The organism is Pedobacter polysacchareus, assembly GCF_019802255.1.
In the GTDB taxonomy this organism is placed as follows: domain Bacteria; phylum Bacteroidota; class Bacteroidia; order Sphingobacteriales; family Sphingobacteriaceae; genus Pedobacter; species Pedobacter polysacchareus.
Genome location: NZ_JAHYSS010000005.1, coordinates 149,313 through 175,208, shown reverse-complemented (window position 1 = coordinate 175,208; position 25,896 = coordinate 149,313). Strand labels below are relative to the sequence as shown.

Below are 25,896 nucleotides of genomic sequence, written 5' to 3'. Positions count from 1 at the left end.
CTATATATTTATTTTATACCACTATATATCAGATAATTACAAAATAATCAAAATTATATTTTGGTTATTTTGCGATTATCTCTACATTTGAAATATTATTAGCGAAAGCTATTCAAGTCATCACCCGCTTAAAACTGGGTTTTGATTTATAAAGAAGTGGCGAGAGACAGGCTCTTTGACCCACTGGCAACCCTCCCAAAATGGAGAAGGTGCCAATTCCTGACCGGTTCGCATGGTGCGTTCTGGAGAGATAAATTAAGACAATGAAAACAGTTAAAATTACATCAGATTCTTTTAATTATTGTAGTAAGCAGCGTACAATTTGTATGTGCTGTTGCATGCGATAAATTCAAAAATCTTCCTTTTGCATTCTTGATCCATCCGGAAGGCCTCCATTGAGGTACGCTATACACCTATATCCAATCTTGATTCAACCTCAGGAATTGGAAAACCTAAAACTAAATTTCAACCTTTTAAACGATAAAATATGTCAACCAACCATAAATTCGAAACGCTTCAGATACACGCAGGTCAGGAAATTGATCCAACAACAGGTTCAAGAGCTGTACCTATATACCAGACTACTTCTTATGGATTCAAAAATTCTGAACACGGTGCCAACCTCTTTGCTTTAAAAGAATTCGGTAACATATATACCAGAATCATGAACCCAACCACAGATGTTTTTGAAAAACGTGTGGCCGCATTAGAAGGCGGTATCGCAGCAGTGGCTGTAGGTTCGGGAATGGCCGCACAATTTATCGCATTAAACAACATTCTGGAAGCCGGAGATAACTTCGTTTCTTCCTCACATTTATATGGTGGTTCTTACAACCAGTTTAAAGTAGCTTTCAAACGCTTAGGGATTGAAGTGAAATTTGCCAATGGCGATGACGCTTCAGATTTCGAAGCAAAGATTGACACCAATACAAAAGCGATCTATTTAGAAAGCATTGGGAACCCGTCTTTCAGTATTGCTGACTTTGAAAAAATCTCGGCCATTGCCAACAAGCATGGTCTTCCATTAATCGTAGACAATACATTTGGTGCAGCCGGTTATTTGTTCCGTCCATTGGAACATGGTGCGCACGTAGTAGTTCAATCGGCTACTAAATGGATTGGCGGACATGGAACCAGCATTGGTGGTGTGATCGTTGACGGTGGGAATTACAACTGGGGCAATGGTAAATTCAAGCAATTCACTGAGCCTTCAGAAGGATACAACGGATTGGTATTTAATGATGTGTTTGGCATCGGCGGTCCATTTGGCAACATCCAGTTCGCTATTCGTGCCCGTGTAGAAGGCCTTAGGGATTTCGGTCCTGCCATCTCCCCTTTCAACTCTTTCCAATTGATTCAGGGATTAGAAACACTTTCCCTTCGTGTACAGCGTCATGTAGACAATGCTTTGGCATTAGCCACCTGGTTGGAAAACCATGAAGCAGTGAAAAAAGTGAACTACCCAGGTTTGGAAAGCAGCCCTTACCATGCGAATGCAAAGAAATACCTGCAAAATGGTTTCGGCGCAGTGCTTTCTTTTGAACTTCATGGAGAGAAAAGCCAGGCTACGGCATTGGTAGATTCCTTGAAATTAGTCAGCCATGTAGCGAATGTAGGCGATGCAAAAACGCTGATCATTCAGCCTTCTGCCACTACACACCAGCAACTGAGCGAATCAGAGCAAATTTCTGCAGGAGTGACACCAAACCTATTGCGCGTTTCTGTAGGCATCGAGCATATTGACGACATCAAAGCGGATTTTGAGCAGGCATTTGCCAGGATCTCCACTAAATAATCACCTTACTACCAAAGCATCACCATGAGTACGACCTCTACCTATACCCACACCAAAGTTTTCAAACTTGAAAGCGGCAAGAAATTGCGCAAAATCGAGCTTGCTTACCAGACGTATGGAAAATTAAATGCCAAGAAAGACAATGTGATCTGGGCTTGTCACGCGTTGACAGCGAATGCAGACGTGCTGGACTGGTGGAAAGGCCTGTTTGGCAACAATGACCTGTTCAATCCTGAAGAACATTTCATCGTATGCGCCAATGTATTGGGCTCGCATTATGGCAGCACCAACCCATTAAGCGTAAATCCAACTACAGGATTGCCTTATTACCTAGCCTTCCCGGAAGTGACCATCCGTGATATGGTGGCTGCACACCGTTTACTGGCTAAACACCTGGGCGTAGAAGAGATTAAAGTACTTATTGGCGGATCATTAGGTGGTCAGCAAGCCGTAGAATGGGCAATTGAAGACAACACAGCGATACAAAACCTGATTCTGGTTGCGACTAACGCGGTTCATTCCCCATGGGGAATCGCTTTCAATGAAAGTCAGCGTTTAGCCATTAGCTCCGACAGGTCTTTCTACGCAAACAAACCAGATGGTGGATTAAAAGGTCTAAAAACAGCACGCAGCATCGCTTTATTATCTTACCGAAGTTACGATGCCTATACCGCCACTCAACTGGAAAGCGTAAATGAAAAAACAGGATCCTTCCGCGCTTCTTCTTACCAAAATTACCAGGGCGAAAAGCTGTGCAAACGCTTCAATGCCTATAGTTACTGGTACCTGAGCAAAGCGATGGACAGTCATAATGTAGGTAGAAACAGAGGCAGTATCATCGATGCACTGGCATCTATTAAAGCCAATACCCTGGTGATCGGTATAGAAAACGACGTACTGTTCCCAATTTCTGAACAGCAGTTTCTGAGCAAACACATTCCTGATGCAGAATTTTTCAGTGTAAACTCTGCGTATGGTCATGATGGATTCCTGATTGAAACGGATGTACTGACCAATGTGATCGGGAATTTCCTAAAAGAAAGCACAAACAAGAAAATAATTAAATTACATAAAACAGCATAGTACTTAGATGAGCAAGAAACTTAAAATTGGATTATTTGGATTTGGAGTGGTAGGTCAGGGATTACACGATATTATCCGTGGCCAGGACCTCAACCTGGAAATCATTAAAATCGCCATCAAAAATCCAGAAAAGAAACGCAGCTTAGACGCACACCTTTTCACTACCGATCACGACGAAATCCTGAATAACGAAGAAATCAATACCATTGTAGAATTGATTGATGATGCAGATGCCGCTTATAACATTACCAAACGCGCACTGATTAGTGGTAAAAATGTAGTTTCTGCCAATAAAAAAATGATTGCCAATCACCTTGCTGAACTGGTTGAACTGCAGGAAAAACATGGGGTATCTTTATTATATGAAGGTGCAGTATGCGGCAGTATTCCCATCATCCGAAACCTGGAAGAGTACTACAACAACGAATTACTGCATGGCATCAGCGGCATCTTTAATGGTTCTTCCAACTATATTCTTTCTAAGATTTTCAATGAAAACATGGAATATGGTGTAGCCTTAAAGCAAGCACAAGACCTTGGTTTTGCCGAAACGGATCCGATTATGGATGTGGGTGGTTACGATCCGAAATTTAAACTGGCCATTGCTACAGCACATGCTTATGGTTTGTTTATCGATCCTTCTGACATTCTGAATATCGGCATTCAAAACCTGAATGATGATGACATCAGGTATGCAAAAGAGAAAAACTTCAAGATTAAACTGGTTCCTACAGCACGTAAAATCAGCAGCAAACAAGTGGTGACTTATGTACTCCCTAAGTTTGTGAAATCTGACGATTTCCTGTTCAACGTAGAAAATGAATACAATGGTGTTACTGTTCAGGCAGCTTTCGCTGACAAGCAGTTCTTTTTCGGTAAAGGCGCTGGTGGCCACCCTACAGGTGCTGCCGTACTTTCCGACATTGCTGCCTTAAGATATGATTACCGTTATGAGTATAAAAAGTACCATCAGCAAAATGGTTTGATCCATACTGATAACGTAAACATTGAAGTATATCTGCGTTACTCAACTGAGGACACGCTAGCTCAATTACAGGTAGAAAATATCGTAGAGCGCTTTTCACGTCAGGATTACAAATATGTAATCGGCAGCATCAGCTTGAAAACGCTATTGGAAAACCGCAGTTTACTGGAGCAAAAAGATGTATTTATTGCCCATACCGGAAGGTATACCTATACGGAACAACAGGTTCAAACTGTGACCGAAGAGGAAGTGTTTTTTAACTAATAGTTTTTTTGTTTTGATCGTAAAAAGGCCCCGGAATTTCCGGGGCCTTTTTCGTACTTTAAATATTTAGAATCAGCAGGGTAAAGCTCTTTATGATTATGCCCTGCGACTGCCTTAAATTTCTCTGTTGACGTCCCAGTTTTCCAGGTAATCTGCCACACGGCGTACAAATGACCCACCTAATGAACCATCTACTACCCTATGGTCGTAAGAAAGTGAAAGAAACATCATGTGACGGATTGCAATCACATCACCATATTCTGTTTCCAATACTGCTGGCTTCTTTTTAATGGCACCTACCGCTAAAATTGCGACCTGAGGCTGGTTGATAATTGGGGTTCCCATCACATTTCCAAAAGAACCTACATTGGTCAACGTGAATGTACCACCTTGAGTTTCGTCTGGTTTCAATTTAGAATTACGTGCACGTACAGCCAGGTCATTGACAGATTTTGTTAAACCTAATAGGTTCATCTGATCTGCGTTTTTAATCACCGGAACAATCAGGTTACCACTTGGCAATGCTGCTGCCATCCCAATATTAATGTCTCTTTTCTTAATGATTTGTGTTCCATTTACAGAAACATTGATCATTGGAAAATCTTTGATGGCTTTGGTTACCGCTTCAACAAAGATCGGTGTAAAGGTGATCTTTTCGTTTTCACGCTTCTCAAAGTTACGTTTCACTTTTTCGCGCCACATCACCATATTGGTCACATCGGCTTCTACGAAAGAGGTCACATGTGGTGCATTCTGTACGCTCATTACCATGTGATCGGCAATCAGCCTGCGCATCCTATCCATCTCAATGATTTCATCACCACCACTTACGCTAACAGCAGGTGCTGCTTTTGCAGTACTTGCTGCCGGCTGACTAGCTGTAACTGCTGCTGCTGTTACGGGTGCTGACTCCTTTTTCAAGCTGCCACCTATTTTTTGTTGTATATAGTTTAAAAGATCGTCTTTTGTTAATCGTCCTTCTGCTCCAGTTCCTGAGATGCTGTCCAGCTCCGACAATTCAATATTTTCCTGAGCGGCGATGTTCTTCACCAATGGTGAATAAAAACGATCTGAGCCTTGTTTAGGGGTATCCTCAGCCTGATCATTTGACAACAACTGCGCTGTACCTGGAATTTGTGTTAAAACGGCATCAGCCTGTTCCTGCGGCACGACAGTTTCTACTGCGCTTTCTGCAGCTGGTGTAACTGCTGCATCGGCATCTGTTTCGATAATTGCAATGACTGCCCCTACCTGAACTACCTCATCTTCTTTAAATAACTGCTTAACTAACTTACCGGCGATTGGTGATGGAACTTCAGAATCCACCTTATCTGTAGCTATTTCCAAAATCGTATCGTCCAATTCTATCATATCTCCTGGTTGTTTAAGCCATTTGATAATGGTTGCTTCTGCAACGCTCTCCCCCATTTTAGGTAACAATAATTCGTATTGAGCCATTTTTTATTTTCTAATTGGTAACAGGTACAAAAGTAAAGTATTTCGGACACTTAATCCTCATGTTGCCTGAGTTCATTCAAAATCATTGATAAAGCGGCGGCGGCAGATCGCTCAATATTCTGTGTTCTTTTGTTGCCAAAGCTAAAAACTTTAGACACCACACCTTTGGCATGAGCCACTGCAATCCAGACAGTTCCCACTGGTTTATCCGGCATTCCACCGTCTGGTCCGGCAATCCCGCTAACGGCTACCGCATAATCTGTTTTAAAATTTTGAAGGGCACCAATTGCCATCTCTTTTACGGTTTCTTCGCTTACGGCACCGTATTTAGATAATGTCTCTGCTTTAACGTCCAAAAGGGACATTTTGAGGTCATAAGAATAGGTCACCGCTCCGCCTTCATAGACTGAAGAGCATCCTGGATGTTGCGTAATCAGGTGTGCAATATAGCCCCCGGTACAGCTTTCGGCAGTAGAAAGGGTTAGTTTTCTTTGCTCCATAAAGTTCAGAATTGCCTTTTCCAGGGCAATGTCTTCTTCCGCTACTACATGCTGCTTTATCTTGGCGATGATCTGCTGGGCATAAAAATCGACGGCTGTTTTCAGCGGCGCTTCTTCTTCGCCTATGGTACTTAAGCGCAAACGCACCTGTCCGAGTTTAGGCAGGTAGGCGAGTTTGATACTCGGAGGTAAACTGTTTTCTATGTCTTCGATTTCCATGGCGAGGAAGGATTCCCCGATATTGGAAGTGAGTATGGTTTTATGGTAAATGACCGGCAGTTTAAAAGCCGCTTTGATCCTTGGGATGATTTCATCATCCATCAGGTACATCATTTCAAAAGGAACGCCTGGCATCGATACAAAGATCTTTCCATGCTGTTCGAACCACATACAAGGTGCAGTTCCGTTTTTATTCTTAATCACGGTACAGCCATCCGGAACATCAGCCTGCCTTCTGTTGAGGTCGATCATCGGACGATTTAAACGTGCAAAAATCTCTGTGACATGGTTTAGGGTTTCTTCATCTCTGCGGAATCCCATATTGAAATATTTAGCCAGGGTTACCTTGGTGATGTCGTCTTTTGTTGGACCTAATCCGCCCGTCATTAAGATTACATCCGCCCTGCTTTCTGCCAGTCGGAGTGCCTCCATAATATGATCGGCATCATCGGAAACGGAAGTGATCTGTTTCACTTTCATCCCAATCTGGTTCAACTGTTTGGCCATCCAGGCGGAATTCGTATCCACGATTTGTCCGATAAGGATTTCATCGCCTATGGTAATAATTTCTGCCAGCATAAAATTTGTTTTAATATCTCGTGTAGTAGTTCTTTCTTTTACTCAGTTTTAGATCCTGTAAGACCGAAGCTTTTACTTTAATATCTACGGAATACATCTGCTGTGTTCCGAAAGGAATCCAGCTGAAGCTCATGTCCCAGCAATGTAAATCGCGGTAAATTCCAAACCTGGTAATGGAGAAACTATTGGTTTCAAAATTCCATCCTGAATCAAAAGTTACTTTCCATTTTGGAGTGATATTGGCATCCCCATTAAAGGTTAAACTATTGGAAATTCGACTATTTAAGCCAGTCTCATCAGTCAGGTAGTTAAAACTATATCTGAAAGCAAAATTCCATGGAATGTTAAAATCAACAAATGCATTTGGGTCTCTGCTCACTTTTGCCAATGCTTCAGCTTGTTCTGGAGTCATTGCCTTCTGAATCGCTTGATCTCGGATGCCCTGCTCATTTGCATTTTTCCGCTTTAATGCTTCTGGATTTAAGCTATAATCAAAAGAGAAACCAAAACTGGTCACACGCGGCAATTGCCCTTTTTGCCAGGTATAACGATCAATCACTTTTTTACCTATGACTTGTTTTGTTACACTATCAATCACATTCCCCACCTGATAAGGGTTTAATATTGCATTATAATTGACTTGAAATTTATCTGAAAATGGGGTACTTCCACTTACATTAAAATTAGCTAATTTAAAACTAGGTCTCAATAAATCATAAGAACTGGTGATGCTTAGATTACTAATGATTGGCACTTTCTTCTCCCCTTTTCCGGTAGTATCATTAGGCACCAAAACTTTTGCTTCTACGATATTCTGGATACCAAAATTGATATTGGCCTGGCTTCTGTTGCTGGGCACACCGTATCTTCCACCTTCTTGTTTAGGATAATACAATGGGACTTTATTTCCAGAAGGATCAGTAGTCATCACCACTGTACCATCATCATACAAAGCAGGTAAATAATTTCCTAGTTTAGGATCTGAGAAATTAGGCGTATAGCCAAAGCCAATATTAGGCGTCATCACATGTCTGATGGCCTTCAGCTTACCCAGATTTTTAAACTGTGCAGTGGAATAGATTTTAGTGGTCAAACTACCACCCACGGTATATTCTCCAAAACGGTTAAATCCTGGAACGGTATCTATTCTAACGAGGTCCTCTTTACCAGCAGTCTGTTTCGTATAAGTTTTTCTGATGGACTGGAAATACCATTTCTCTGTATAATTGACGCTGGTACCAAAATTAAAATGCTGCAGCACATTAAAGTTCATGGCAATAGGAATATTATGCTGCACCCCATTGCTGAATTTACTCAGGGTTTGCTTTTTAAACAATTCATCTCCTTTTGCAGTGACCGAATTCGCTGATTGCATGGTATAGCCAATGGAAATCTTTTCATACCACTTTTGATCACCGGTATTATACTTGGAGGCGAAGGGATAAATATTCCTGGTCATACCCAAATTGATATCTGGCAAAATCATATTTACGGTACCTTTGGAGATGTCCTGATTCACAGATGCGGCTGTCGTCAAGTTAAACAGGCCATTCGCCAGCATTTTAGAATAACTGATGGAAGAGTATAAGTTATTGGCAGAAATCTGTCCGGCATCATAATATCCACCAGCTGCAGTATTCTTATTGTACCCCTGACTGGTGATGTTTACTTGTGCTGAAAACGTACTCCCGGGATTTGCATTGGCATTCTGACTATGTGTCCAGCTCACTTTATAATCTTTTACCGGAGTATAGCCTGGTGTCCCTTCGATGCCGTACCGGTTACTTCCGTAAGATAAATACAGGTTACCGTTGTATTTGTACCTTTTAGTATAGTTAGAGGTCAGGTTGGCCTCGTAAGAACCCCTGGTATAAATAGTCCCTAATAGCTTTGCATCCCAATAATCATTTAAGCCGATGTAATATCCACCCTCTCTTAAAAAGAATCCACGGGTATAATCCTCTCCGGGTGATGGCAATATAAAACCTGATGATTTTTTATTCGGTTTTGGGAAAAAGGCAAATGGTAGACCCAATGGTAATGGAATATCTTCGATTTCTAAGTATACAGGGCCGGTAATGATTTGTTTTTCTGTGACGATACCTTTAGTAATGTGGATTCCAAAGTGAGGATGCGGCAAGTTACAGGTACTATAGATCTGTCCCTTACTATGGATTTCATCATCTGGTTGTTTTTTGGCGATCCCTCCGGAGAAGAATCCTCCTTCCTGTTCCGTAAAAACCCCGAAAATTTTTCCTGCACCGGTTTCTATATTATATCGCAGGGAGTCGGCAATAGAATTCCCTTGTCCGGGCATCTTAAAGATCGGTCTGCCCACATACTTCCCTTTTGAGTTTTTTACACCGCTGGCAAATATGTTTTTAGTCTTGTCGTTATAGGTAATATAGTCTGCATCTAATTCCAGACCTTGATACAGCACCCTCGCTCTGCCATACAGATAAACGGTACCGTCCTTTTTATTCACTTTGGTAGAGTCTTTTGCAGAGTATTCGAGTTTATCGCTCGTGCTCACTGAATCCTGGTGTGTTTGTTGCGTACTTTTTACTGCGGGACTGTTGTTTACTGGCGGCTGTACGGGCGAACCCAGCTTCGGTATCGTTTGCTGAGGACTGGAAAAAACAGAAGATACAAATGCCAGAATACCGACAATTGTCAATAAAACAGGGCGTATATAAAAAATGATGTGGCTTAAAAGTTTCAAATTCGTGTGTGAATGTTATTTTTGCATTAATGTTTAATCCAAAACGTTCAAAATTAATGAAAAATATGCCATTGCTTAGACCAAATGCAATTTTGATCGTATTTATTTCCATAACACTAGCTATAACCACTAGTTATCAGGGATTTACGCAAGAATATAAAATAAAAACCATCGTGTTAGACGCTGGTCACGGAGGGAAAGACGGCTCTACCAGAGGGGCTTATTCTACTGAAAAAGATGTCGCCTTAAAGACGGCTTTACGCCTTGGCGCTGCTATTGAAGCGAATATGAAGGATGTAAAAGTGATTTACACCCGCTCTACCGACGTTTTTGTACCACTTTATGAGCGGATCGCCATTGCCAATAATGCAAAAGCGGATCTTTTTATCTCCATCCATTGCAATGATATGCCGATGATCCGTTCCAGCGTAGTAACCGGCTCCCGCAAAGGAAAAAATGGAAAGCGGATTCCGATTACAGAAACCGTTTATAGAAAAAGTACTTCCACACGTGGGGTAGAAACATTTGTCTCAGGTATGGGAAGGATTTCTGAGCAGGATGAGGTGATTAAAAGAGAAAATGCAGCGATCTTTTTAGAGGAAAACTATAAAGAGAACTATGAGGGATTTGACCCAAATAATGCGGAGAATTATATTATCTTATCTTTGATGAAGAACACCTTCCGTACGCAAAGCTTAAAATTAGCGAAACTGGTACAGGATGAATATGTGAATGTAGGCAGGGTAAACCGTGGTGTTCAGGAGAAAAGTCTGGCCGTTTTGGCAAGAGCAGGTATGCCCGCAATATTAACAGAAATTGGTTTTATCAGCAATCCAGCCGAAGAAGATTATATGAACTCGGAAGCTGGACAAATAGAAATTACAAACTGCCTATTAAAGGCCATACAGAGCTATCAGCACAGGATAGAAGGATAATTAGATTACAAGTAAAAATTAAGAGTTAAGCCCGATGAGATTGAAAAGAAGTGTATTCTTATTTGCCGTTTTATTATTTATAAGTTCAGAGTTTGCTTTTTCCCAAGGATACAAAGTTAAAACCATAGTCATAGATGCTGGTCACGGTGGTGGAAAACCCGGTGCTGCAGGATCTTACTCCGTTGAAAAAAACGTAGCCCTTCAGGTAGCCCTTAAATTGGGTAAAAAGTTTGAAGAGGAGCTGCCGCACATCAAAATTCTATACACCAGGAAAACAGATGTAGATGTAGACTTCTATAAAAGGGCTGAAATTGCAAATGATGCAAAAGCAGATATTTTCATTTCTATTCACTGTAACTCGATGCCTGACCGCAGGGTGGTTTCAGGTTATACAAAAGGTAAAAATGGGCGTAAAATCCCTAAATATGCTTACGTGAAAAACACAGGAACCAGTGGTACGGAAACCTTCGTTGCAGGAACGCATCGACTTAATGAGCAGGATGTTGCGATCAGAGAGAATGCCGACATTAAGCTGGAGAAAAACTACAAGCAAAACTATGATGGTTACGATCCCAATGATCCTGAAACATTTATTATACTATCTTTGTTTAAAAATACATTTAGGGATAAGAGCCTAAAGCTTGCCAGATTGATTCAGGACAATTACACCAACGAAAATAGAAGAGTCAACAGAGGGGTAAAAGAGCAGGGAATTTTAATCCTGCAAAGGGTTGGAATGCCGGCAGTATTGACAGAGATAGGGTTCATCTCTAACCCTGCAGAGGAAAACTATATGAACTCCGCAAGTGGTCAGGCGGAAATTGTAAATGCGATTTTTGATGCCGTAAAGAAATATAAACAACAAACAGAAGTAAATTAAGTAAATACACATACGTGAAAATAGCAAACGAAACCAAAGTAGGCATATTAGCAGCCTTTTCCATAGCCCTATTAATCATAGGCTACAATTTTTTAAAAGGCAACGCCATCTTTTCCAGCGAAACCGTATTGTATGCCAGATATTCTCATGTAGATGGTCTGGGTGTTTCTAAACCTGTATTGATCAATGGTTACCAGATTGGTCGTGTAGACCAGCTGACCCTTCAGCCTGACGGAACCATTATTGCTACTTTAAAGATTAAAGGGAAATATGAAATTCCTAACAACAGTATTGCCAGATTAGAAAGTGTAGACCTTTTAGGTGGTAAAGCGATTGTAATGGCTTTAGGAACAGGAAATGTATTTGCTAAAGATGGTGACACCCTGAATGCCAATGTGGCTAAAGGCCTATTGGAAACGGTACAGCCGGTTCAAAAGAAAGCGGAAGTGATCATTGCTAAAATGGATTCTATTTTAACCAGTGTGAATTCAATCCTGAACCCTAACTTCCAGAAAAACGTCGATAAAAGCTTTAATAGCATTGCTGCTACCCTTGCTTCCTTAGAGGCAACTTCTAAGAAAGTAGACCACCTGGTAGGTTCTGAAGGCTCTAGAATCTCTTCTATTCTGGCTAACGTAGAAGCGATTTCTAATAACCTTAAAAATAACAATGAGAAGATCAATGGGATCCTGAACAACATCAGCACGGTGACTGATCAGGTAGCTGCAGCGAACTTCAAACAAACCATTGACAACGCTAACAAATCTATGGCCGACTTACAAAGTATTGTAGGAAAAATCAATGAAGGAAAAGGTACTTTAGGATTACTGATCAATGATACTAAAATGTATGACAACTTAAACAGTGCTTCTGGTAATTTAGACAAGTTGATCATCGACTTAAAAGAAAACCCGAAACGTTATGTACACTTCTCCGTTTTCGGTGGAGGTGGTAAAAAAGACAAATAATCTTTATTTCAGGATATTAAAAAAGCCTTTCAGTTTATACTGAAAGGCTTTTTTGGTTTAAAGAATATTTGTTTCTGCTATGTGAAAGCCAGAGATCCTGAACTGATTAAATAGAGAAAGTGTTACCTTCTGTGGCCAGCTGCGTATTTTCAAAAACAGGCAGGGCTTCTTCCAGCAATGGCATCAGCGTCTTGTACCTGGACGAGAAATGCCCAATGAGTAATTTATTAGCTCCGGTCTTTACGGCCGTCTCAGCGGCCTGTAATGCAGTAGTATGATGTGTTTGATTGGCTCTTTCCAACAACTCATGTAAGAAAGTTGCTTCATGATAAAGCGTATCACAATTTTTAATCTCTTCAAAGTAACTGCCATCACAAAGTGTATCTGAGCAATAAGCGTACTTCCTCGGCTTGTCGGAGTCTACCGTATAGTCTTGGTTGAGCAAAATTCTACCATCAGGTAAAGTCAGGTCTACCCCTCTTTTTAGCAAAGGATAATATTCCAGTGGAACATTTTCAGCCTCCAGTTTCTCGAGTACTACCTTGCGCAATCTTTTCTTCTCTGTAAAGGTAAATCCAGTACATGGGATTCTATGGTTGAGCACAATGGTAGAAACCAGCAAGTCTGAGTTTTCGAAAATCAGCTTGGGTACATCTGCAGTAATTGGCGTAAATTCTATAGGGTACCTGATGATCGTTTCTGAATGTTTAAACTGGAGTTCCAGAATCTCCATTAAAGCTGGCGGCCCATAGATACGGATGGGTTTGATCCTTCCATTCAAGTGCATCGTAGATAGTAATCCGATTAAGCCGAAATAATGATCTCCATGTAAATGGCTAATGAATACCATATCGATTTTACTGGCTTTGAAGCCAAAACGAATCAATTGCTGCTGTGTTCCTTCCCCGCAGTCAATCAGGTAAAATTTCTCATTACAATTTAAAAGCTGTGCACTGGGATTTCTATTGTATACTGGGGTAGCAGAACTGCTGCCCAAAATGGTAACCTCAAATTTCATTAACCTTTATCTACACTCCCCAATAATTCCTTCTCAATCTCTTCCATAAAGATCAGATCGGTAGCCTCATCTAATTTAGACACAATAACCAGGGATTGATCCAGGTTAGACATTTCTAATATTTTAGCGAGAACAGGGTTTATTCCGGTGATGATAAATAGTCCGTTTGCCTTTTTACATAAGCGATCGCCCACTAACAGGCTGCTTAAATCCTGTGAATCATTACACTCTTTTACTGCGGATAAATCCAATACGATATTATGGTATCCTTCTGCGTTCAATAAAATGAACTCAGATTTTAACTTAGGGGTATTGTCATTTGTAAACTTAGACTCTCTAAGCTTTAAAACCACATACTTTTCATGCTTGTCAACTGAAAATTTCATGATATTGATTTATTAGTTTCTATTGCTAAAGTAATTAATTTTATCTGGTAATATCGTCAATTGTGTTAATAAATCATACACAAAAGTACAGATAAGGCGATTTGAATAAAAAAAAGACAGCCAGCGGTGCCAAAAAAATGGGCATAACCGCTGGCTGTCTTCAACCTTAAAGCCTTTAATACTTAGGAATTAATTCCCTAATAAGTGGTTTAAGGATTTAGTCACATTCGCTTCGATGCGCTGAATTACATTCGATGCTTCGTTTTTCACAAAAGTATCGCCAGTAATCTGCTCATAAAGTTCGATATAACGCTCAGAAATAGAGTTTACAATTTCTGGAGTCATCACTGGAACTTCTTGTCCGTCTTTACCCTGGAAACCATTTTCGATTAACCATTTACGTACAAATTCTTTTGACAGTTGTTTTTGAGGCTCATTCGCTTCCTGGCGTGCTTCATAACCTTCCGCATAGAAATAACGGGAAGAATCCGGAGTATGGATTTCATCGATCAAAAAGATCTCTGTCCCTACTTTACCAAATTCATATTTCGTATCTACCAGGATCAGGCCGCGTTCTGCTGCCATCTCTGTTCCACGTGCATAAAGTGCTAAAGTATAAGCTTCTAATTTTGTATAATCTTCCACAGACACAATCCCTTTAGCCAGGATATCTGCTCTGGAGATGTCTTCATCATGACCTACAGCAGCTTTAGTAGTTGGGGTAATAATAGGCTGAGGTAATTGATCATTTTCTTTCAGTCCTTCTGGTAAAGCTACTCCGCAAACACTGCGTTTGCCCGCGCTGTACTCTCTCCAGGCATGACCTGCAAGGTATCCACGTACTACCATTTCTACTTTAAAGGGCTCACAGATACGGCCAATGGTGACCATTTCATCCGGCACATCGATTACCCAGTTTTGTACGATGTCTTTGGTCGCATTTAAAAATTTAGCGGCAATCTGATTGAGCACCTGTCCTTTGAAAGGAACGGCTTCGGGTAAAACTACATCGAATGCAGATATTCTATCGGTCACTACCATCGCCATAAACTGGTTGTTGATGGTGTATACGTCGCGCACTTTTCCCTTGTAAAAATTGCTTTGCTGTGGAAAGCTGAAATTGGTTTCTTTAATTGCTGTCATGGTATTTGCCAAAGAGCTGTTGTGTTATTTGTTCTTAATTATTGGATATCGCCGTAGGCTTTTAAAATTCTTTTTACCAGTTTATGCCGCACTACATCTTCCCCCGTCAGGTAAACAATTTCAATACCAGGAATATCGTCTAAGATACGCAAGGCGTTAAACAGGCCGGACATTTGCTTTTTCGGCAAGTCGATCTGCGTCACATCTCCTGTTACAATAAACTTAGCAGAAGGGCCCATCCGGGTGAGGAACATTTTCAGCTGTAGGTCAGTTGAGTTCTGCGCCTCATCCAGAATCACATAGCAATTATCGAGTGTTCTCCCACGCATAAATGCCAAAGGAGCAATTTCTATAGTTCTATTCTCAATTAATTGTTTCAGTTTTTCTGCTGGAATCATATCATCCAGGGCATCATATAGTGGTCTAAGGTAAGGATCTACTTTTTCCTTTAGATCGCCAGGCAGGAAGCCCAGGCTCTCCCCTGCTTCAACTGCAGGTCGGGTTAAAATGATCCTTTTGATTTCTTTATTTTTCAGTGCCCGCACGGCCAGTGCAACTGCGGTATAGGTTTTTCCTGTTCCTGCAGGGCCTATCGCGAATAAAACATCGTTTTTAGCCATGCTGTCTACCATACGCCGCTGGTTCGCGGTTCTGGCTTTCACCATTAAACCATTCGTCCCATATACGATGACTTCACCGCCGCCACCTGTGTTTGCGGGTTTCTCTGTTTCTTTGTCCGCAGGATTCGTACTTTTCAGACTGGAACCCAGGATAGATTCTACGTCATTTGCAGTCAAAGCAAGGTATTTTTCCAACTGGGTTAACAAAAGAATATACTTCTGCTCAAAAACTTTAAGTTCATTTTCATCGCCCAACACTTTCAGTTCAATCCCTCTTGCCACCATTTTAAGTTTCGGAAACGCATTCTTAATCAGCTCGTAATGCTCATTATTTGCTCCCCAAAACTGTACCGGATCTACCGATTCTAATGTTAATTTAAGTTCGTTCAAAATATTGTTTTTTAGTAAGAGGTGTATATTTTGATATAAAAATTGAATATTTGTAGGCGATTTGCCGCTTACGCAAGAATAAGAATAAATATTCAATTTTTAATGGCCATAATTACATTAACAACAGATTTAGGTTCAAAAGATTTTTATCAGGCTGCACTGAAAGGCAGTATCCTGAGCATCTTGCCTACAGCCAACATTGTTGATGTTACCCATGAAGTTCCATCCTTCAATATTTCTTATGCAGCATTCGTTTTAAAAAATGTATACCCTTATTTCCCTAAAGGAACGGTGCATTTAATTGGCATTGATTCTGTTTTTAGTGAAAACACACGATATATTGCTTTAAAGTATAGGGATCACTTTTTTGTAGGTGCCGACAATGGGATTTTTTCTTTATTGTTTGAAGACCTTCCGGAAGAGATTGTGGAACTGAACATTATGCAGGACCTTAAATACCTGCATTTTCCATTGGTGGATATCTTTGTAAAAGCAGCCATTCACCTGGCTAAAGGAGGCAAGCTAAAAGACATTGGTATGCCTACCGACAGCATAGAGGAACGCATGCTGCTAAACCCTGTGATTGAGCGTGATATCATCCGTGGAAGTGTCATTTACATTGATACTTTTTCTAACGTCATCACCAATATTACTAAGGAATTGTTCACCCGGATCCAGCGCAACCGCGACTTCACTTTATACTTCAGGAAGAGTGAAACCATTACCCAGCTCAGCTGGCATTACAATGAGGTTCCTGAAGGCGAGAAACTATGCCTTTTTGGCATTAGTAACCACTTGGAAATCGCCATTAATAAAGGAAAAGCGAGCGGATTATTAGGCTTACACCTCAACGATATCATCCGAATAGAGTTTCATCCATAACCCTGCAAAAATGCTTACCCGTCTGGTCAAAATGCAATTTAATGAAGAGTTCCTGATTGAGTTCCAGGAAACTTTTAAAGCTGTACAGCCTAAAATCGCTGGATTTAAAGGCTGCAAGGGGGTTCAGCTGCTGCAAGACCAGTATGAAATCAATATCTTCTTTACGATCAGTCTCTGGGAAGATGAAGATCATCTGGAGGATTACAGGCGCTCTAACCTGTTCAGGGAAACCTGGACCAGCATCAGACCACATTTTGCCGCTAAACCTGAGGCATGGAGTTTGCTTGCACCATAGAAAGAAACACACACAAATGATTAAAAACTTCTTATTGCTGCTTTTCGTTGGATTTAGTTTCAACGCGGTGGCCATTCGGGTAGACACGAGCGCTTATCAGCTGCAAAGACTGAAAATCAATGCCTTACTGGCAGAAAGAAGTGCCAGGTTCGGACAATATGACCAGAGCCTGGATGCCCGAACAGGAATATTTGGTTTCCAAACCAAAAGAGATATTAAAAACTCCAATGAAATACTCAGACAAATTGTCCTGAACGATAACAATATTTTTAAGGAGCTTAAAGTACTGATGGACTATAAAGACCAGGAGGTGAAAAATGTGATCATCACGTCCAATAACACCAACGGCAGAATCCAAAGTTACATGCTGTCTATCAAGAAATTGCAAGACCAGAATGAGCATTTAAAAAAGGAAATAGCAACCATAGAAAAGGGAAAGACCTTTTACTATTATGTCATTTCATTTTTAGGTTTATTGATGGCTGGAATGGTCTTTTTTGGCTATAAAAAAGGGCTGTTTGACGAATTTTTAAAGACTAACCAAACAGCACATTAGATCAGATAACTGACCTCATTAGATGCGCTAGTTGAAATAATTAGTCAGCAGTCCGACTAAAAACTTCGGCTCTACCCATGTTGATTTCGGTGGCATAACACCATCTGCTTCTGCCACTGCAATCACCTGGGCCACTGAGGTTGGGAATAAGGTAAATGCGATGACAAACAGGCCATTATCTACCTTCTCTTGCAATTCAAGCACCGCGGTACGCCCTCCTTCAAAGGTAATCCGCGCGTCTGTTCTTGGGTCCTTAATGCCCAGGATCGGCTCTAAAATATAATCCTGTAAGATGCTTACATCCAGTACCCCTACCGGGTCATTGGGATCGTAAATTTCCGGTTTTGGCTGGAGCAGGTACCATTGTCCGTCAAAATACATCCCTATCTGATGCAGGCCAGCGGGCTTAAGGGCTGCTTTTACAGGAAATACTTCAAAACATTCGGTTAAAGCTTTCATAAAATCAGCTTTGCTCAAACTCCCCATGTCTCTGATCAATCTGTTGAATTCCAAAACCTTTACTTCTTCCGTATTCATGTATACCGTCGTAAAATAGTTGTAGAGTTCTGTTCCAGTATGTTTATCAGCGTTTAACGCTTGTTTTTGCAGTCCCATTTTAGCCATTGAAGCGGCGCGATGGTGACCATCGGCAATATAAACCGCGGGAATTGCTGCAAAAGCGCTCACCATTTTCTGTAAATCCTGAGCATCATCAATGGCCCAGATCCGGTGTTCAGTTTGATCTGCAAACACAAAATCAAGTATCGGTTTTAGTGCCGTATACTTTTTAATCAGTTGATTTATGGTAGGATCAGGATGGTAAGTAATCAGCACCGGGTTGGCATCCAGACCAGTTTGCTGCAAGTAATCCGCCAGCAATTTTTCTCTCCGTTCTACGGTAGATTCATGCTTTTTGATGCGGCCTTCCAGGTAATCATTGATATGAGTAAGCGTCCATATTCCTGTCTGACAAAGTCCGTCATGTACTACCTGATATACATAAATCACTGGTACTTTTTCTCGTTCCAGGTAATGGTGTTCCAAAAAACCTTCGAAGTTCTCAGCAATTTTCTTGAAAATCAGTTCTTGTCTGGTTCCTCTGAGGTAAGGATTGTCCAGTTCGGGATTGATCAGGTGTAAAAAGCTACAGCTGTTCTCAGAAGCAATCAATCGTGCTTCTCCTGAGCCATAGTTTTCCAATGGGCGGGTAACCACCTTTGATTGCAGGTGTGCTGCAGGTTTTAATCCGCAAAAAGGCTTTATATTTGGCATAAGAGGAATGGAAATGAGGTGCCCAACACATAGGGCACCTCATTAAAAGCTATTTATTAAAATGCTCAATAATCAGGTTGGCTAATTCCACACCGATACGTTCTTGTGCTTCATTAGTCGCCGCACCAATATGTGGCGTTAAAGAAATTTTAGCATGTTGAAGAATAGCTGCTGCTGGCGTTGGTTCGTTATCGAACACATCTAAACCTGCGAAAGATACTTTACCACTGTCTAAAGCCGCAATTAAAGCTGCCTCATCAATAGTACCGCCTCTTGAGCAGTTTACCACACCAACACCTGGTTTCATTTGCTCAAACTCTGCTGCACCTAAGATTGGCTTGTCTGCGAATGGCGTATGTAAACTGATGAAATCACTGTTGCTGATCACTTCTTCTAAAGAAACTGTTTTCACTGGAATATCCACTTTGATACCACCTTGAAGGTTCAAGGTTAAGTTTCCTTCGAAAGGGAAAAGATCATAAGCCAGTACATTCATACCTAAGCCTAAAGCGACAGTAGCGGTCTCTCTTCCAATTCTACCAAATCCGATAATACCGATGGTTTTACCTCTCAATTCTACACCTTTAGCATACGCTTTTTTAAGGGCATTGAATTTAGTATCACCTTCTACCGGCATTTTTCTGTTGGAATCCTGCAGAAAACGAACACCTGTAAACAAGTGTGCGAATACCAATTCTGCAACTGATAAAGAAGACGCTGCTGGCGTATTGATGACTGCCAGGCCTTTACTTCTGGCGTAATCCACATCAATATTATCCATACCAACACCACCTCTACCAATCAGTTTAAGGTTAGGACATTGATCTATCAGTTCCTGACGAACTTTTGTGGCACTGCGTACCGTAATTGCATCATAATTCTGTAAAGCTTCGGCTAATTTATCCTGAGCTACGGTTTCTGTATCTACTACAAACCCCGCTTGTTCCAATAAGGCTTTTCCGATAGGATCAATCCCATCGTTGGCAAGTATTTTGATCATCAATTATATATTTTTATTGGTTTTTCTCTGCAAAAATCTGCATTAATTCAATTAAAGCATGTACGCTGGTAATCGGAAGTGCGTTGTACATAGAGGCTCTGAAACCACCTACACTTCTATGTCCTTTAATGCCTTCAATACCGTTTTCTTCCGCGAATTTCAAGAATGGTTTCTCCAATTCCGGGTTTTCCATTACGAAACAAACGTTCATTCTAGAACGGTCTTCTATTGCACAAGTACCTTTAAACAATGGATTTCTATCGATCTCTGCATATAAAGCTCTTGCTTTAGCAATGTTTTCTTTTTCGATCTCAGCAACACCGCCTTTAGATTTCAACCAGCGAAGGTTTAACATCGCTACGTAGATAGAAAACACAGGAGGCGTATTGTACATAGAACCACCTTCGATATGCACTTTATAATCTAACATAGAAGGAATCTTTCTACCTGATTTACCTAAGATCTCGTCTTTCACGATCACTACAGTTAAGCCGGCAGGGCCGATATTTTTCTGTGCACCCGCATAGATCAGGTCGTATTGCGATACGTCGATCACTCTGCTCATGATGTCAGAAGACATGTCGCAAACTACAGGAATTTTTGTCTCCGGTAATTCGAACATTTCCGTTCCATAAATGGTGTTGTTGGAAGTACAATGAAAATAAGCACTATCTTCAGGAATGCTATACCCCTTAGGAACGAAAGTATAGTTTGATGATTTTGAAGAAGCTACAATATTTGCAGTTCCAAAATTAACGACCTCTTTGATCGCTTTGTTTGCCCATACTCCTGTCTCCAGGTAACTAGCTGTTTGGCCTTCAGGCAATAAGTTCATAGGAACCATTGCAAATTGCAAACTCGCACCACCTTGTAAAAAGAGAACGGAATAACCGGCAGGAACATTTAACAATTCTTTAACCAACTTTCCGGCCTCTTCCACAACACCTTCAAATTCAGGTGTGCGGTGTGAGATCTCCAGAATAGACAAGCCGTCTTTAAAATCAAGTACTGCTTGTGATGCTTGCTTGAAAACTTCCTGTGGTAGGATACAGGGTCCAGCGCCGAAATTATGTCTCATTTTTATGTTTATTTTTATTGGTTGTAAATGTAATATTTTATATGATTTAATGATTCTAATTTTTGAACTTAATAAAGATTTAGGCGTTAAAATACCTGCCAGTTAAATCATTAGCATAAGGACATTTCGAATAAAAATTGAAATACATCAAATGCACGCTGTGCAGAAAACAGCGGTTAACCGCGCGGGAGGCGAGTTTAAACCTACAGGAGGAATATGAAGAAAGCAGGGTATAATGGTCCCTTTTAGGCGCTAGGCAAAATTTTCAGGTTTTTCATATCGGCAATCATTTCCATTGGATTCGAGGCGCCGAAGATGGCATTACCGGCAACAAACGCCGTAGCACCTGCCTCGATTAAATCTTCAAGGTTATGAATCCCTACCCCACCATCTACTTCGATGATCAGATCAGGGTTTAATTGCAAAGCCATTGCTTTCAATTCTCTCAGCTTGTGGAGCGTATTGGGAATGAACTTTTGTCCGCCAAAACCAGGGTTTACCGACATCACCAATACCAGGTCTAAATCTGCAAGAATATCTTTTAACAAAGCCACAGGCGTATGCGGATTGATTGCTACGCCAGCTTTACATCCTGCCGCATGAATCGCTTGTACGGTACGATGAAGGTGTACACAGGCTTCGTAATGCACAGTGATCACCGTGGCACCTGCTTCCGCGAAACGTTCGATATACTGATCAGGATTCTCGATCATTAAATGCACGTCCAATGGTTTGGTTGCATATCTCTTAATTGCCTCCATCACGGGAAATCCGAAAGAGATATTCGGCACAAAAACGCCATCCATCACATCTACATGGAACCAATCTGCGTCACTGGAGTTGATCATTTCAACATCTCTTTGAAGGTTTGCAAAGTCAGCAGAAAGTACAGATGGGGCGATGAGGTGTTTCATAGGATCGTTTTATTTCTTAGGTAAATATAAAGAAATAAAGCTTTTTAAACCAAAAAACCCCGCAGATTGCGGGGTTTTGAGTGTTGTTTTGTGAAATTATGCAGGCGTGTTTTCTGCAGTTCCTTCTGGTTTCGCTGGACGAGGCAATAAAGCTTTTCTAGAAAGTTTCATTTTACCTTGTTTGTCAATATCCAAAAGTTTCACTTGAATTCTATCACCTTCTTTGAACACACCGTCCATCGTTTCTAAACGAGTCCAGTCGATTTCAGAGATGTGTAATAATCCGTCTTTTCCTGGCATGATTTCTACGAATGCACCGAATGGCATGATAGATTTCACTTTACCATCATAAGTAGCACCTATGTCTGGTTTAGCAGCAATCGCATTGATACGGCCTACAGCAGCATCAATAGCCGCTTTATTATCCGCAAAGATTTCAACGATACCTTTGTTACCTACTTCTTCGATAGAGATAGATGCGCCGGTTTCGCGTTGCATTTCCTGGATAATTTTACCGCCTGGGCCGATTACAGCACCAATAAATTCTTTATCAATTGTTAGGGAAACGATACGTGGCGCGTGATCTTTGTAGTCTTCACGTGGTGCAGAAATCGTTTTCTTCATTTCGTTTAAGATGTGTAAACGAGCATCTTTAGCTTGGTTAAGGGCGTTAGTTAAAACTTCCCATTTCAAACCATTGATTTTTAAGTCCATCTGACAAGCAACGATACCTTTTTCAGTACCAGTTACTTTAAAGTCCATATCACCTAAATGATCTTCATCACCTAAGATATCCGAAAGGATCGCATATTTACCAGTTTTCTCATCAGTGATTAATCCCATAGCGATACCAGATACTGGTGCTTTGATTTTAATACCTGCATCCATTAATGCTAATGTACCAGCACAAACAGTTGCCATAGATGAAGAACCGTTAGATTCTAAGATATCAGAAACGATACGAATCGTGTATGGGTTTTCTTCTAATCCTGGTAATACTTTCTTCAATGAACGCATGGCCAGGTTACCATGACCAATTTCACGACGACCAGCACCTCTGTTCGGGCGAACCTCGCCAGTAGAGAATCCAGGGAAGTTATAGTGTAATAAGAATTTGTTGTAACCATTGATGAATGCACCATCAATCATTTGCTCGTCGTCTTTAGAACCTAAAGTAACAGTAGTTAATGCTTGAGTTTCACCACGGGTGAAAACTGCAGAACCGTGAGCAGAAGGAAGGTAACTTACTTCAGACCAGATAGGGCGCACAGTGCGTACATCACGACCGTCTAAACGAATTCCTTCATCTAATACCAGGTTACGAATGGCATCATACTGTACATCATGGAAATATTTTTTAGCTAAGAATGAAGTTACATCATCGATGTCTTCACCTAAAGTCGCTACAAATTCAGCAAGGATAGCAGAGAAAGCGTCAGTACGCTCACCTTTACTTGTATTGCTTTTTGCAACTGCATATACTTTATCATAAGTAGCTGCGAATACTGATTCTCTCAATTCAGGATTGCTGTTTTCATGAGAATAAGTACGTTTAACCGTCTTACCTACTAATTCAGCTAATTCTTTTTGAGCTTGAACCTGAATTACGATGGCTTTATGAGCGAACTCAATTGCTTCCACCATGTCAGCTTCTGAGATCTCATCAGCTTCACCTTCTACCATCACGATATCGCTTTCAGTACCGGCAACAAGGAATTCCATCGTTGCGCGTTCTAAATCACTTACATAAGGGTTGATGATAAATTTACCGTCAATTTTAGCAACACGTACTTCAGAAATTGGCCCGTTGAAAGGGATATCTGAAACTGCAAGTGCAGCTGAAGCAGCAAGACCAGCTAAACAGTCTGGCATAATATTTTTGTCAGAAGAGATCAAAGAGATCATCACCTGAGTATCAGAGTGGTAATCTTCAGGGAACATCGGACGTAAAGCACGGTCAACCAAACGAGAAATTAAAACTTCATAGTCTGATAATCTTGCTTCACGACGTAGGAAACCTCCAGGAATACGGCCAGCGGCTGCATATTTCTCTTGATAATCTACTGATAATGGTAAGAAATCTACACCTGCTTTAGCGCCTACTGAAGATACTACAGTAGCCAATAACATGGTGTCTCCCATTTTAACAACTACAGAACCATCAGCTTGTTTTGCTAATTTTCCTGTTTCAATTTCGATAATTCTTCCGTCGCCCAGGTCGAACGATTTTTTTATTACATTCATTTAAAGAGTGTTGTGGTGTGTTTTCCTCTTTCTACACACCTGATTTATATATGTTAATTTTATTATTCAAAGTAAAAAAGCCATCCCTAAGAATGGCTTTTCCTGATATTATAACGCTTATTTGCTGTCTCTAGTTGAACCTAAAGGTTTGATAATGTCCCTTAAGCCTAAAGCTTTGATAACAGCACGGTAACGATTGATATCTTTTTTAAATAGATATGCCAAAATACCACGGCGTTTACCTACTAATTTTTGTAGAGATAACTGAGTAGAGAAATCTTTACGATTTTTCTTTAAGTGCTCAGTTAAATGTGCAATACGGTAAGTAAACAATGCTACTTGACCTTCAGCAGAACCAGTGTTGGTTTCTACTTCGCCGTGTGTTTTGAAGATTTCGGCTTTCTTTTCTTTACTTAAATACATTTCTTGAATGATACTAAAGTGTGTATGGATTAATTAATTGTGTGCAAAGATAGTTTAAGTTTTAGTGAATCGCAAAAAAAACAATTGTCATATCGGTTCAATTTAGCACCGGAGACCAATATATATCAAAATCTAAACCTTATTTTTGACGCAGAACGTAGAAAACATGGAAAAGAACGAATACAGCATATTTCAAACTGAATTAAAAGTACGCCCAGATGATATAGATATGTTCCAGCATGTGCACAATAGCAAATATTTCGACTATGTGCTTTCTGCGCGTTACGACCAGATGGAAGAATTTTACAAGATGTCTATGGAGTCTTTTCTGGAAAGTGGCTACGGCTGGGTTGTACGCACTGCTCATGTAGATTTTAAACGCCCGCTGATTTTAGGTGACGTCGTTTTAATCCGCACCGGAATTTTAACAATCAATGAGAAAGGATGCAGGGTACAGTTCGAAATGGAAAACAAACGCACCAAAAAGATTGCTGCTGATGGTTGGTTTGATTATGTCATGATCGATACGAAAACAGGAAAAGGCTGTAAAGTAACACAGGAAATGATTCAGGCTTATAGTATATAAAAACAAAAAGCCTTCATCCCCTATTGAGGATGAAGGCTGGATTGAATAAGCCAGATGAGCTACAAATTATTAGATAATCTTTTCAAAAAACGCTATTATTTAATTTCAATCTGACGTACAGCGTTTTTAGCTTCTTCTTTTTTAGCAACTTCAATCACCAATACACCATCTTTATAGGTTGCATTAACGCTTGCAGCATCTACTGAATCAGGCAAGGTGAAAGAACGTAAGAAAGAAGTATAACTGAACTCTTGTTTCTTATATTGCTTATCTTCTTTTTGCTCTTCTTTTTTAACTTCTGCAGAGATGGTCAATACATCTCCTTCAATATTAACTTTAAAATCTTCTTTTTTCAAACCTGGAACGGCCATTTCTATATGGTACTGATCATTAGTTTCGCTGATATTTACAGCAGGCACTTTATTGATCAGGTGACTTGGCAATAACGCATCGGTAAATATTGATCCGAAAACATCATTGAAATCGTTCATTAATCCAGTGTTTTTTGCTCCGTTATTAAATTTTACTAGTGACATATATTATCCTCCTTTATTTTTAGATTGTGGTCTATCAATTAAAAAATCAAATACACCAGGCATATTTCAACTGCTGTGCCAAATTGAAAAAACAAGGTTTTTAGGTAGTTTATGCTGGTTTTTTCTGAAAAATTTTCAGTTTTCATGCGTCTCAAAAAGAAAATT

The 25,896-nt window shown here is 40.4% G+C and carries 24 protein-coding genes and 1 riboswitch; of the genes, 10 read left to right on the top strand and 14 right to left on the bottom strand.

The features are described from left to right. Nucleotides 1-143: 143 nt before the first annotated feature. Nucleotides 144-257: riboswitch (SAM riboswitch) on the top strand. A 230-nt stretch (nt 258-487) separates the two neighbouring features. The 3 genes from K7X70_RS15410 to K7X70_RS15400 are packed head-to-tail and all read left to right on the top strand — an operon-like array spanning nt 488 to nt 4,127. Continuing rightward, complete coding sequence (locus K7X70_RS15410) at nt 488-1,795, top strand: O-acetylhomoserine aminocarboxypropyltransferase/cysteine synthase family protein (RefSeq protein WP_222537897.1); 1,308 nt, start codon at nt 488-490, stop codon at nt 1,793-1,795. 24 nt (nt 1,796-1,819) lie between these two features. Beyond that, complete coding sequence (locus tag K7X70_RS15405) at nt 1,820-2,878, top strand: homoserine O-acetyltransferase family protein (protein WP_222537896.1); 1,059 nt, start codon at nt 1,820-1,822, stop codon at nt 2,876-2,878. Nucleotides 2,879-2,885: 7 nt separating this feature from the next. Continuing rightward, the gene (locus K7X70_RS15400; protein ID WP_222537895.1) at nt 2,886-4,127 is read left to right on the top strand and encodes a homoserine dehydrogenase; all 1,242 of its coding nucleotides are present in this window, start codon (nt 2,886-2,888) and stop codon (nt 4,125-4,127) included. A gap of 114 nt (nt 4,128-4,241) precedes the next feature. Here K7X70_RS15400 and K7X70_RS15395 read toward each other — a convergent pair whose 3' ends face one another. Genes K7X70_RS15395 through K7X70_RS15385 form a run of 3 tightly spaced genes read right to left on the bottom strand, consistent with a single transcriptional unit; the run spans nt 4,242 to nt 9,605 of the window. Further along, on the bottom strand, nt 4,242-5,585 hold the full coding sequence (locus K7X70_RS15395; protein ID WP_222537894.1) for a dihydrolipoamide acetyltransferase family protein: 1,344 nt from the start codon (nt 5,583-5,585) through the stop codon (nt 4,242-4,244). A gap of 50 nt (nt 5,586-5,635) precedes the next feature. Next, the gene (locus K7X70_RS15390) at nt 5,636-6,883 is read right to left on the bottom strand and encodes a competence/damage-inducible protein A (RefSeq protein WP_222537893.1); all 1,248 of its coding nucleotides are present in this window, start codon (nt 6,881-6,883) and stop codon (nt 5,636-5,638) included. A 10-nt stretch (nt 6,884-6,893) separates the two neighbouring features. Beyond that, nucleotides 6,894-9,605: a putative LPS assembly protein LptD gene (locus K7X70_RS15385; RefSeq protein ID WP_222537892.1), complete on the bottom strand. Its 2,712-nt coding sequence runs from the start codon at nt 9,603-9,605 to the stop codon at nt 6,894-6,896. 56 nt (nt 9,606-9,661) lie between these two features. Between K7X70_RS15385 and K7X70_RS15380 the strand changes: the two genes are divergently transcribed. The 3 genes from K7X70_RS15380 to K7X70_RS15370 are packed head-to-tail and all read left to right on the top strand — an operon-like array spanning nt 9,662 to nt 12,388. Next, complete coding sequence (locus K7X70_RS15380; RefSeq protein ID WP_432443877.1) at nt 9,662-10,540, top strand: N-acetylmuramoyl-L-alanine amidase family protein; 879 nt, start codon at nt 9,662-9,664, stop codon at nt 10,538-10,540. Between the two features lie 34 nt (nt 10,541-10,574). Then, nucleotides 10,575-11,420: an N-acetylmuramoyl-L-alanine amidase family protein gene (locus K7X70_RS15375; RefSeq protein WP_222537890.1), complete on the top strand. Its 846-nt coding sequence runs from the start codon at nt 10,575-10,577 to the stop codon at nt 11,418-11,420. A gap of 14 nt (nt 11,421-11,434) precedes the next feature. Further along, entirely contained in the window at nt 11,435-12,388 is a 954-nt protein-coding gene (locus K7X70_RS15370; RefSeq protein ID WP_062547905.1) for an MlaD family protein, read from the top strand. Nucleotides 12,389-12,494: 106 nt separating this feature from the next. Here K7X70_RS15370 and K7X70_RS15365 read toward each other — a convergent pair whose 3' ends face one another. The 4 genes from K7X70_RS15365 to K7X70_RS15350 all read right to left on the bottom strand — a co-directional run bounded on the left by K7X70_RS15365 (nt 12,495) and on the right by K7X70_RS15350 (nt 15,945). Then, a complete protein-coding gene (locus K7X70_RS15365) occupies nt 12,495-13,406 on the bottom strand; it encodes a ribonuclease Z (protein WP_222537889.1) in 912 nt (303 codons plus the stop codon). Continuing rightward, nucleotides 13,406-13,792: an STAS domain-containing protein gene (locus K7X70_RS15360; RefSeq protein WP_062547903.1), complete on the bottom strand. Its 387-nt coding sequence runs from the start codon at nt 13,790-13,792 to the stop codon at nt 13,406-13,408. Before K7X70_RS15360 ends, K7X70_RS15365 begins: the two co-directional genes overlap by 1 nt. Before the next feature lie 189 nt (nt 13,793-13,981). Next, nucleotides 13,982-14,935 (bottom strand): phosphoribosylaminoimidazolesuccinocarboxamide synthase, encoded by a 954-nt coding sequence (locus K7X70_RS15355; protein WP_222537888.1) that lies wholly within the window; start codon nt 14,933-14,935, stop codon nt 13,982-13,984. A 38-nt stretch (nt 14,936-14,973) separates the two neighbouring features. Continuing rightward, nucleotides 14,974-15,945, bottom strand: a complete 972-nt coding sequence (locus K7X70_RS15350; RefSeq protein ID WP_222537887.1) for a PhoH family protein — start codon at nt 15,943-15,945, stop codon at nt 14,974-14,976. 102 nt (nt 15,946-16,047) lie between these two features. On the opposite strand from K7X70_RS15350, the gene K7X70_RS15345 reads away from it, so the two are divergent. From K7X70_RS15345 to K7X70_RS15335, 3 genes are read left to right on the top strand one after another with little or no spacing between them, the layout of a single operon-like run. Further along, nucleotides 16,048-16,827, top strand: a complete 780-nt coding sequence (locus K7X70_RS15345; protein WP_222537886.1) for an SAM hydrolase/SAM-dependent halogenase family protein — start codon at nt 16,048-16,050, stop codon at nt 16,825-16,827. Nucleotides 16,828-16,837: 10 nt separating this feature from the next. After that, entirely contained in the window at nt 16,838-17,122 is a 285-nt protein-coding gene (locus tag K7X70_RS15340; RefSeq protein ID WP_222537885.1) for a putative quinol monooxygenase, read from the top strand. Between the two features lie 16 nt (nt 17,123-17,138). Further along, the gene (locus K7X70_RS15335; RefSeq protein ID WP_222537884.1) at nt 17,139-17,678 is read left to right on the top strand and encodes a hypothetical protein; all 540 of its coding nucleotides are present in this window, start codon (nt 17,139-17,141) and stop codon (nt 17,676-17,678) included. A gap of 27 nt (nt 17,679-17,705) precedes the next feature. On the opposite strand, the gene K7X70_RS15330 is transcribed toward K7X70_RS15335, so the two are convergent. The 6 genes from K7X70_RS15330 to rpsO form a co-directional block, all read right to left on the bottom strand. Continuing rightward, nucleotides 17,706-18,950, bottom strand: coding sequence for a DUF1015 domain-containing protein (locus K7X70_RS15330; RefSeq protein ID WP_222537883.1), 1,245 nt, complete (start codon nt 18,948-18,950; stop codon nt 17,706-17,708). A gap of 49 nt (nt 18,951-18,999) precedes the next feature. After that, nucleotides 19,000-19,950 (bottom strand): D-2-hydroxyacid dehydrogenase, encoded by a 951-nt coding sequence (locus K7X70_RS15325; RefSeq protein WP_222537882.1) that lies wholly within the window; start codon nt 19,948-19,950, stop codon nt 19,000-19,002. Nucleotides 19,951-19,963: 13 nt separating this feature from the next. Continuing rightward, the gene (gene serC, locus K7X70_RS15320) at nt 19,964-21,028 is read right to left on the bottom strand and encodes a 3-phosphoserine/phosphohydroxythreonine transaminase (RefSeq protein ID WP_222537881.1); all 1,065 of its coding nucleotides are present in this window, start codon (nt 21,026-21,028) and stop codon (nt 19,964-19,966) included. A gap of 245 nt (nt 21,029-21,273) precedes the next feature. Continuing rightward, entirely contained in the window at nt 21,274-21,942 is a 669-nt protein-coding gene (gene rpe / locus K7X70_RS15315) for a ribulose-phosphate 3-epimerase (protein WP_222537880.1), read from the bottom strand. Nucleotides 21,943-22,038: 96 nt separating this feature from the next. Beyond that, a complete protein-coding gene (gene pnp, locus K7X70_RS15310) occupies nt 22,039-24,186 on the bottom strand; it encodes a polyribonucleotide nucleotidyltransferase (protein WP_187666604.1) in 2,148 nt (715 codons plus the stop codon). Nucleotides 24,187-24,303: 117 nt separating this feature from the next. Beyond that, nucleotides 24,304-24,609, bottom strand: a complete 306-nt coding sequence (rpsO, locus tag K7X70_RS15305; RefSeq protein WP_062547894.1) for a 30S ribosomal protein S15 — start codon at nt 24,607-24,609, stop codon at nt 24,304-24,306. A gap of 166 nt (nt 24,610-24,775) precedes the next feature. Between rpsO and K7X70_RS15300 the strand changes: the two genes are divergently transcribed. Then, nucleotides 24,776-25,195 carry an acyl-CoA thioesterase gene (locus K7X70_RS15300; protein ID WP_222537879.1) on the top strand — a complete coding sequence of 140 codons (420 nt, stop codon included), beginning with the start codon at nt 24,776-24,778 and terminating at the stop codon, nt 25,193-25,195. Nucleotides 25,196-25,290: 95 nt separating this feature from the next. On the opposite strand, the gene K7X70_RS15295 is transcribed toward K7X70_RS15300, so the two are convergent. Beyond that, a complete protein-coding gene (locus tag K7X70_RS15295; RefSeq protein WP_222537878.1) occupies nt 25,291-25,731 on the bottom strand; it encodes an Hsp20/alpha crystallin family protein in 441 nt (146 codons plus the stop codon). Nucleotides 25,732-25,896: the final 165 nt, after the last annotated feature.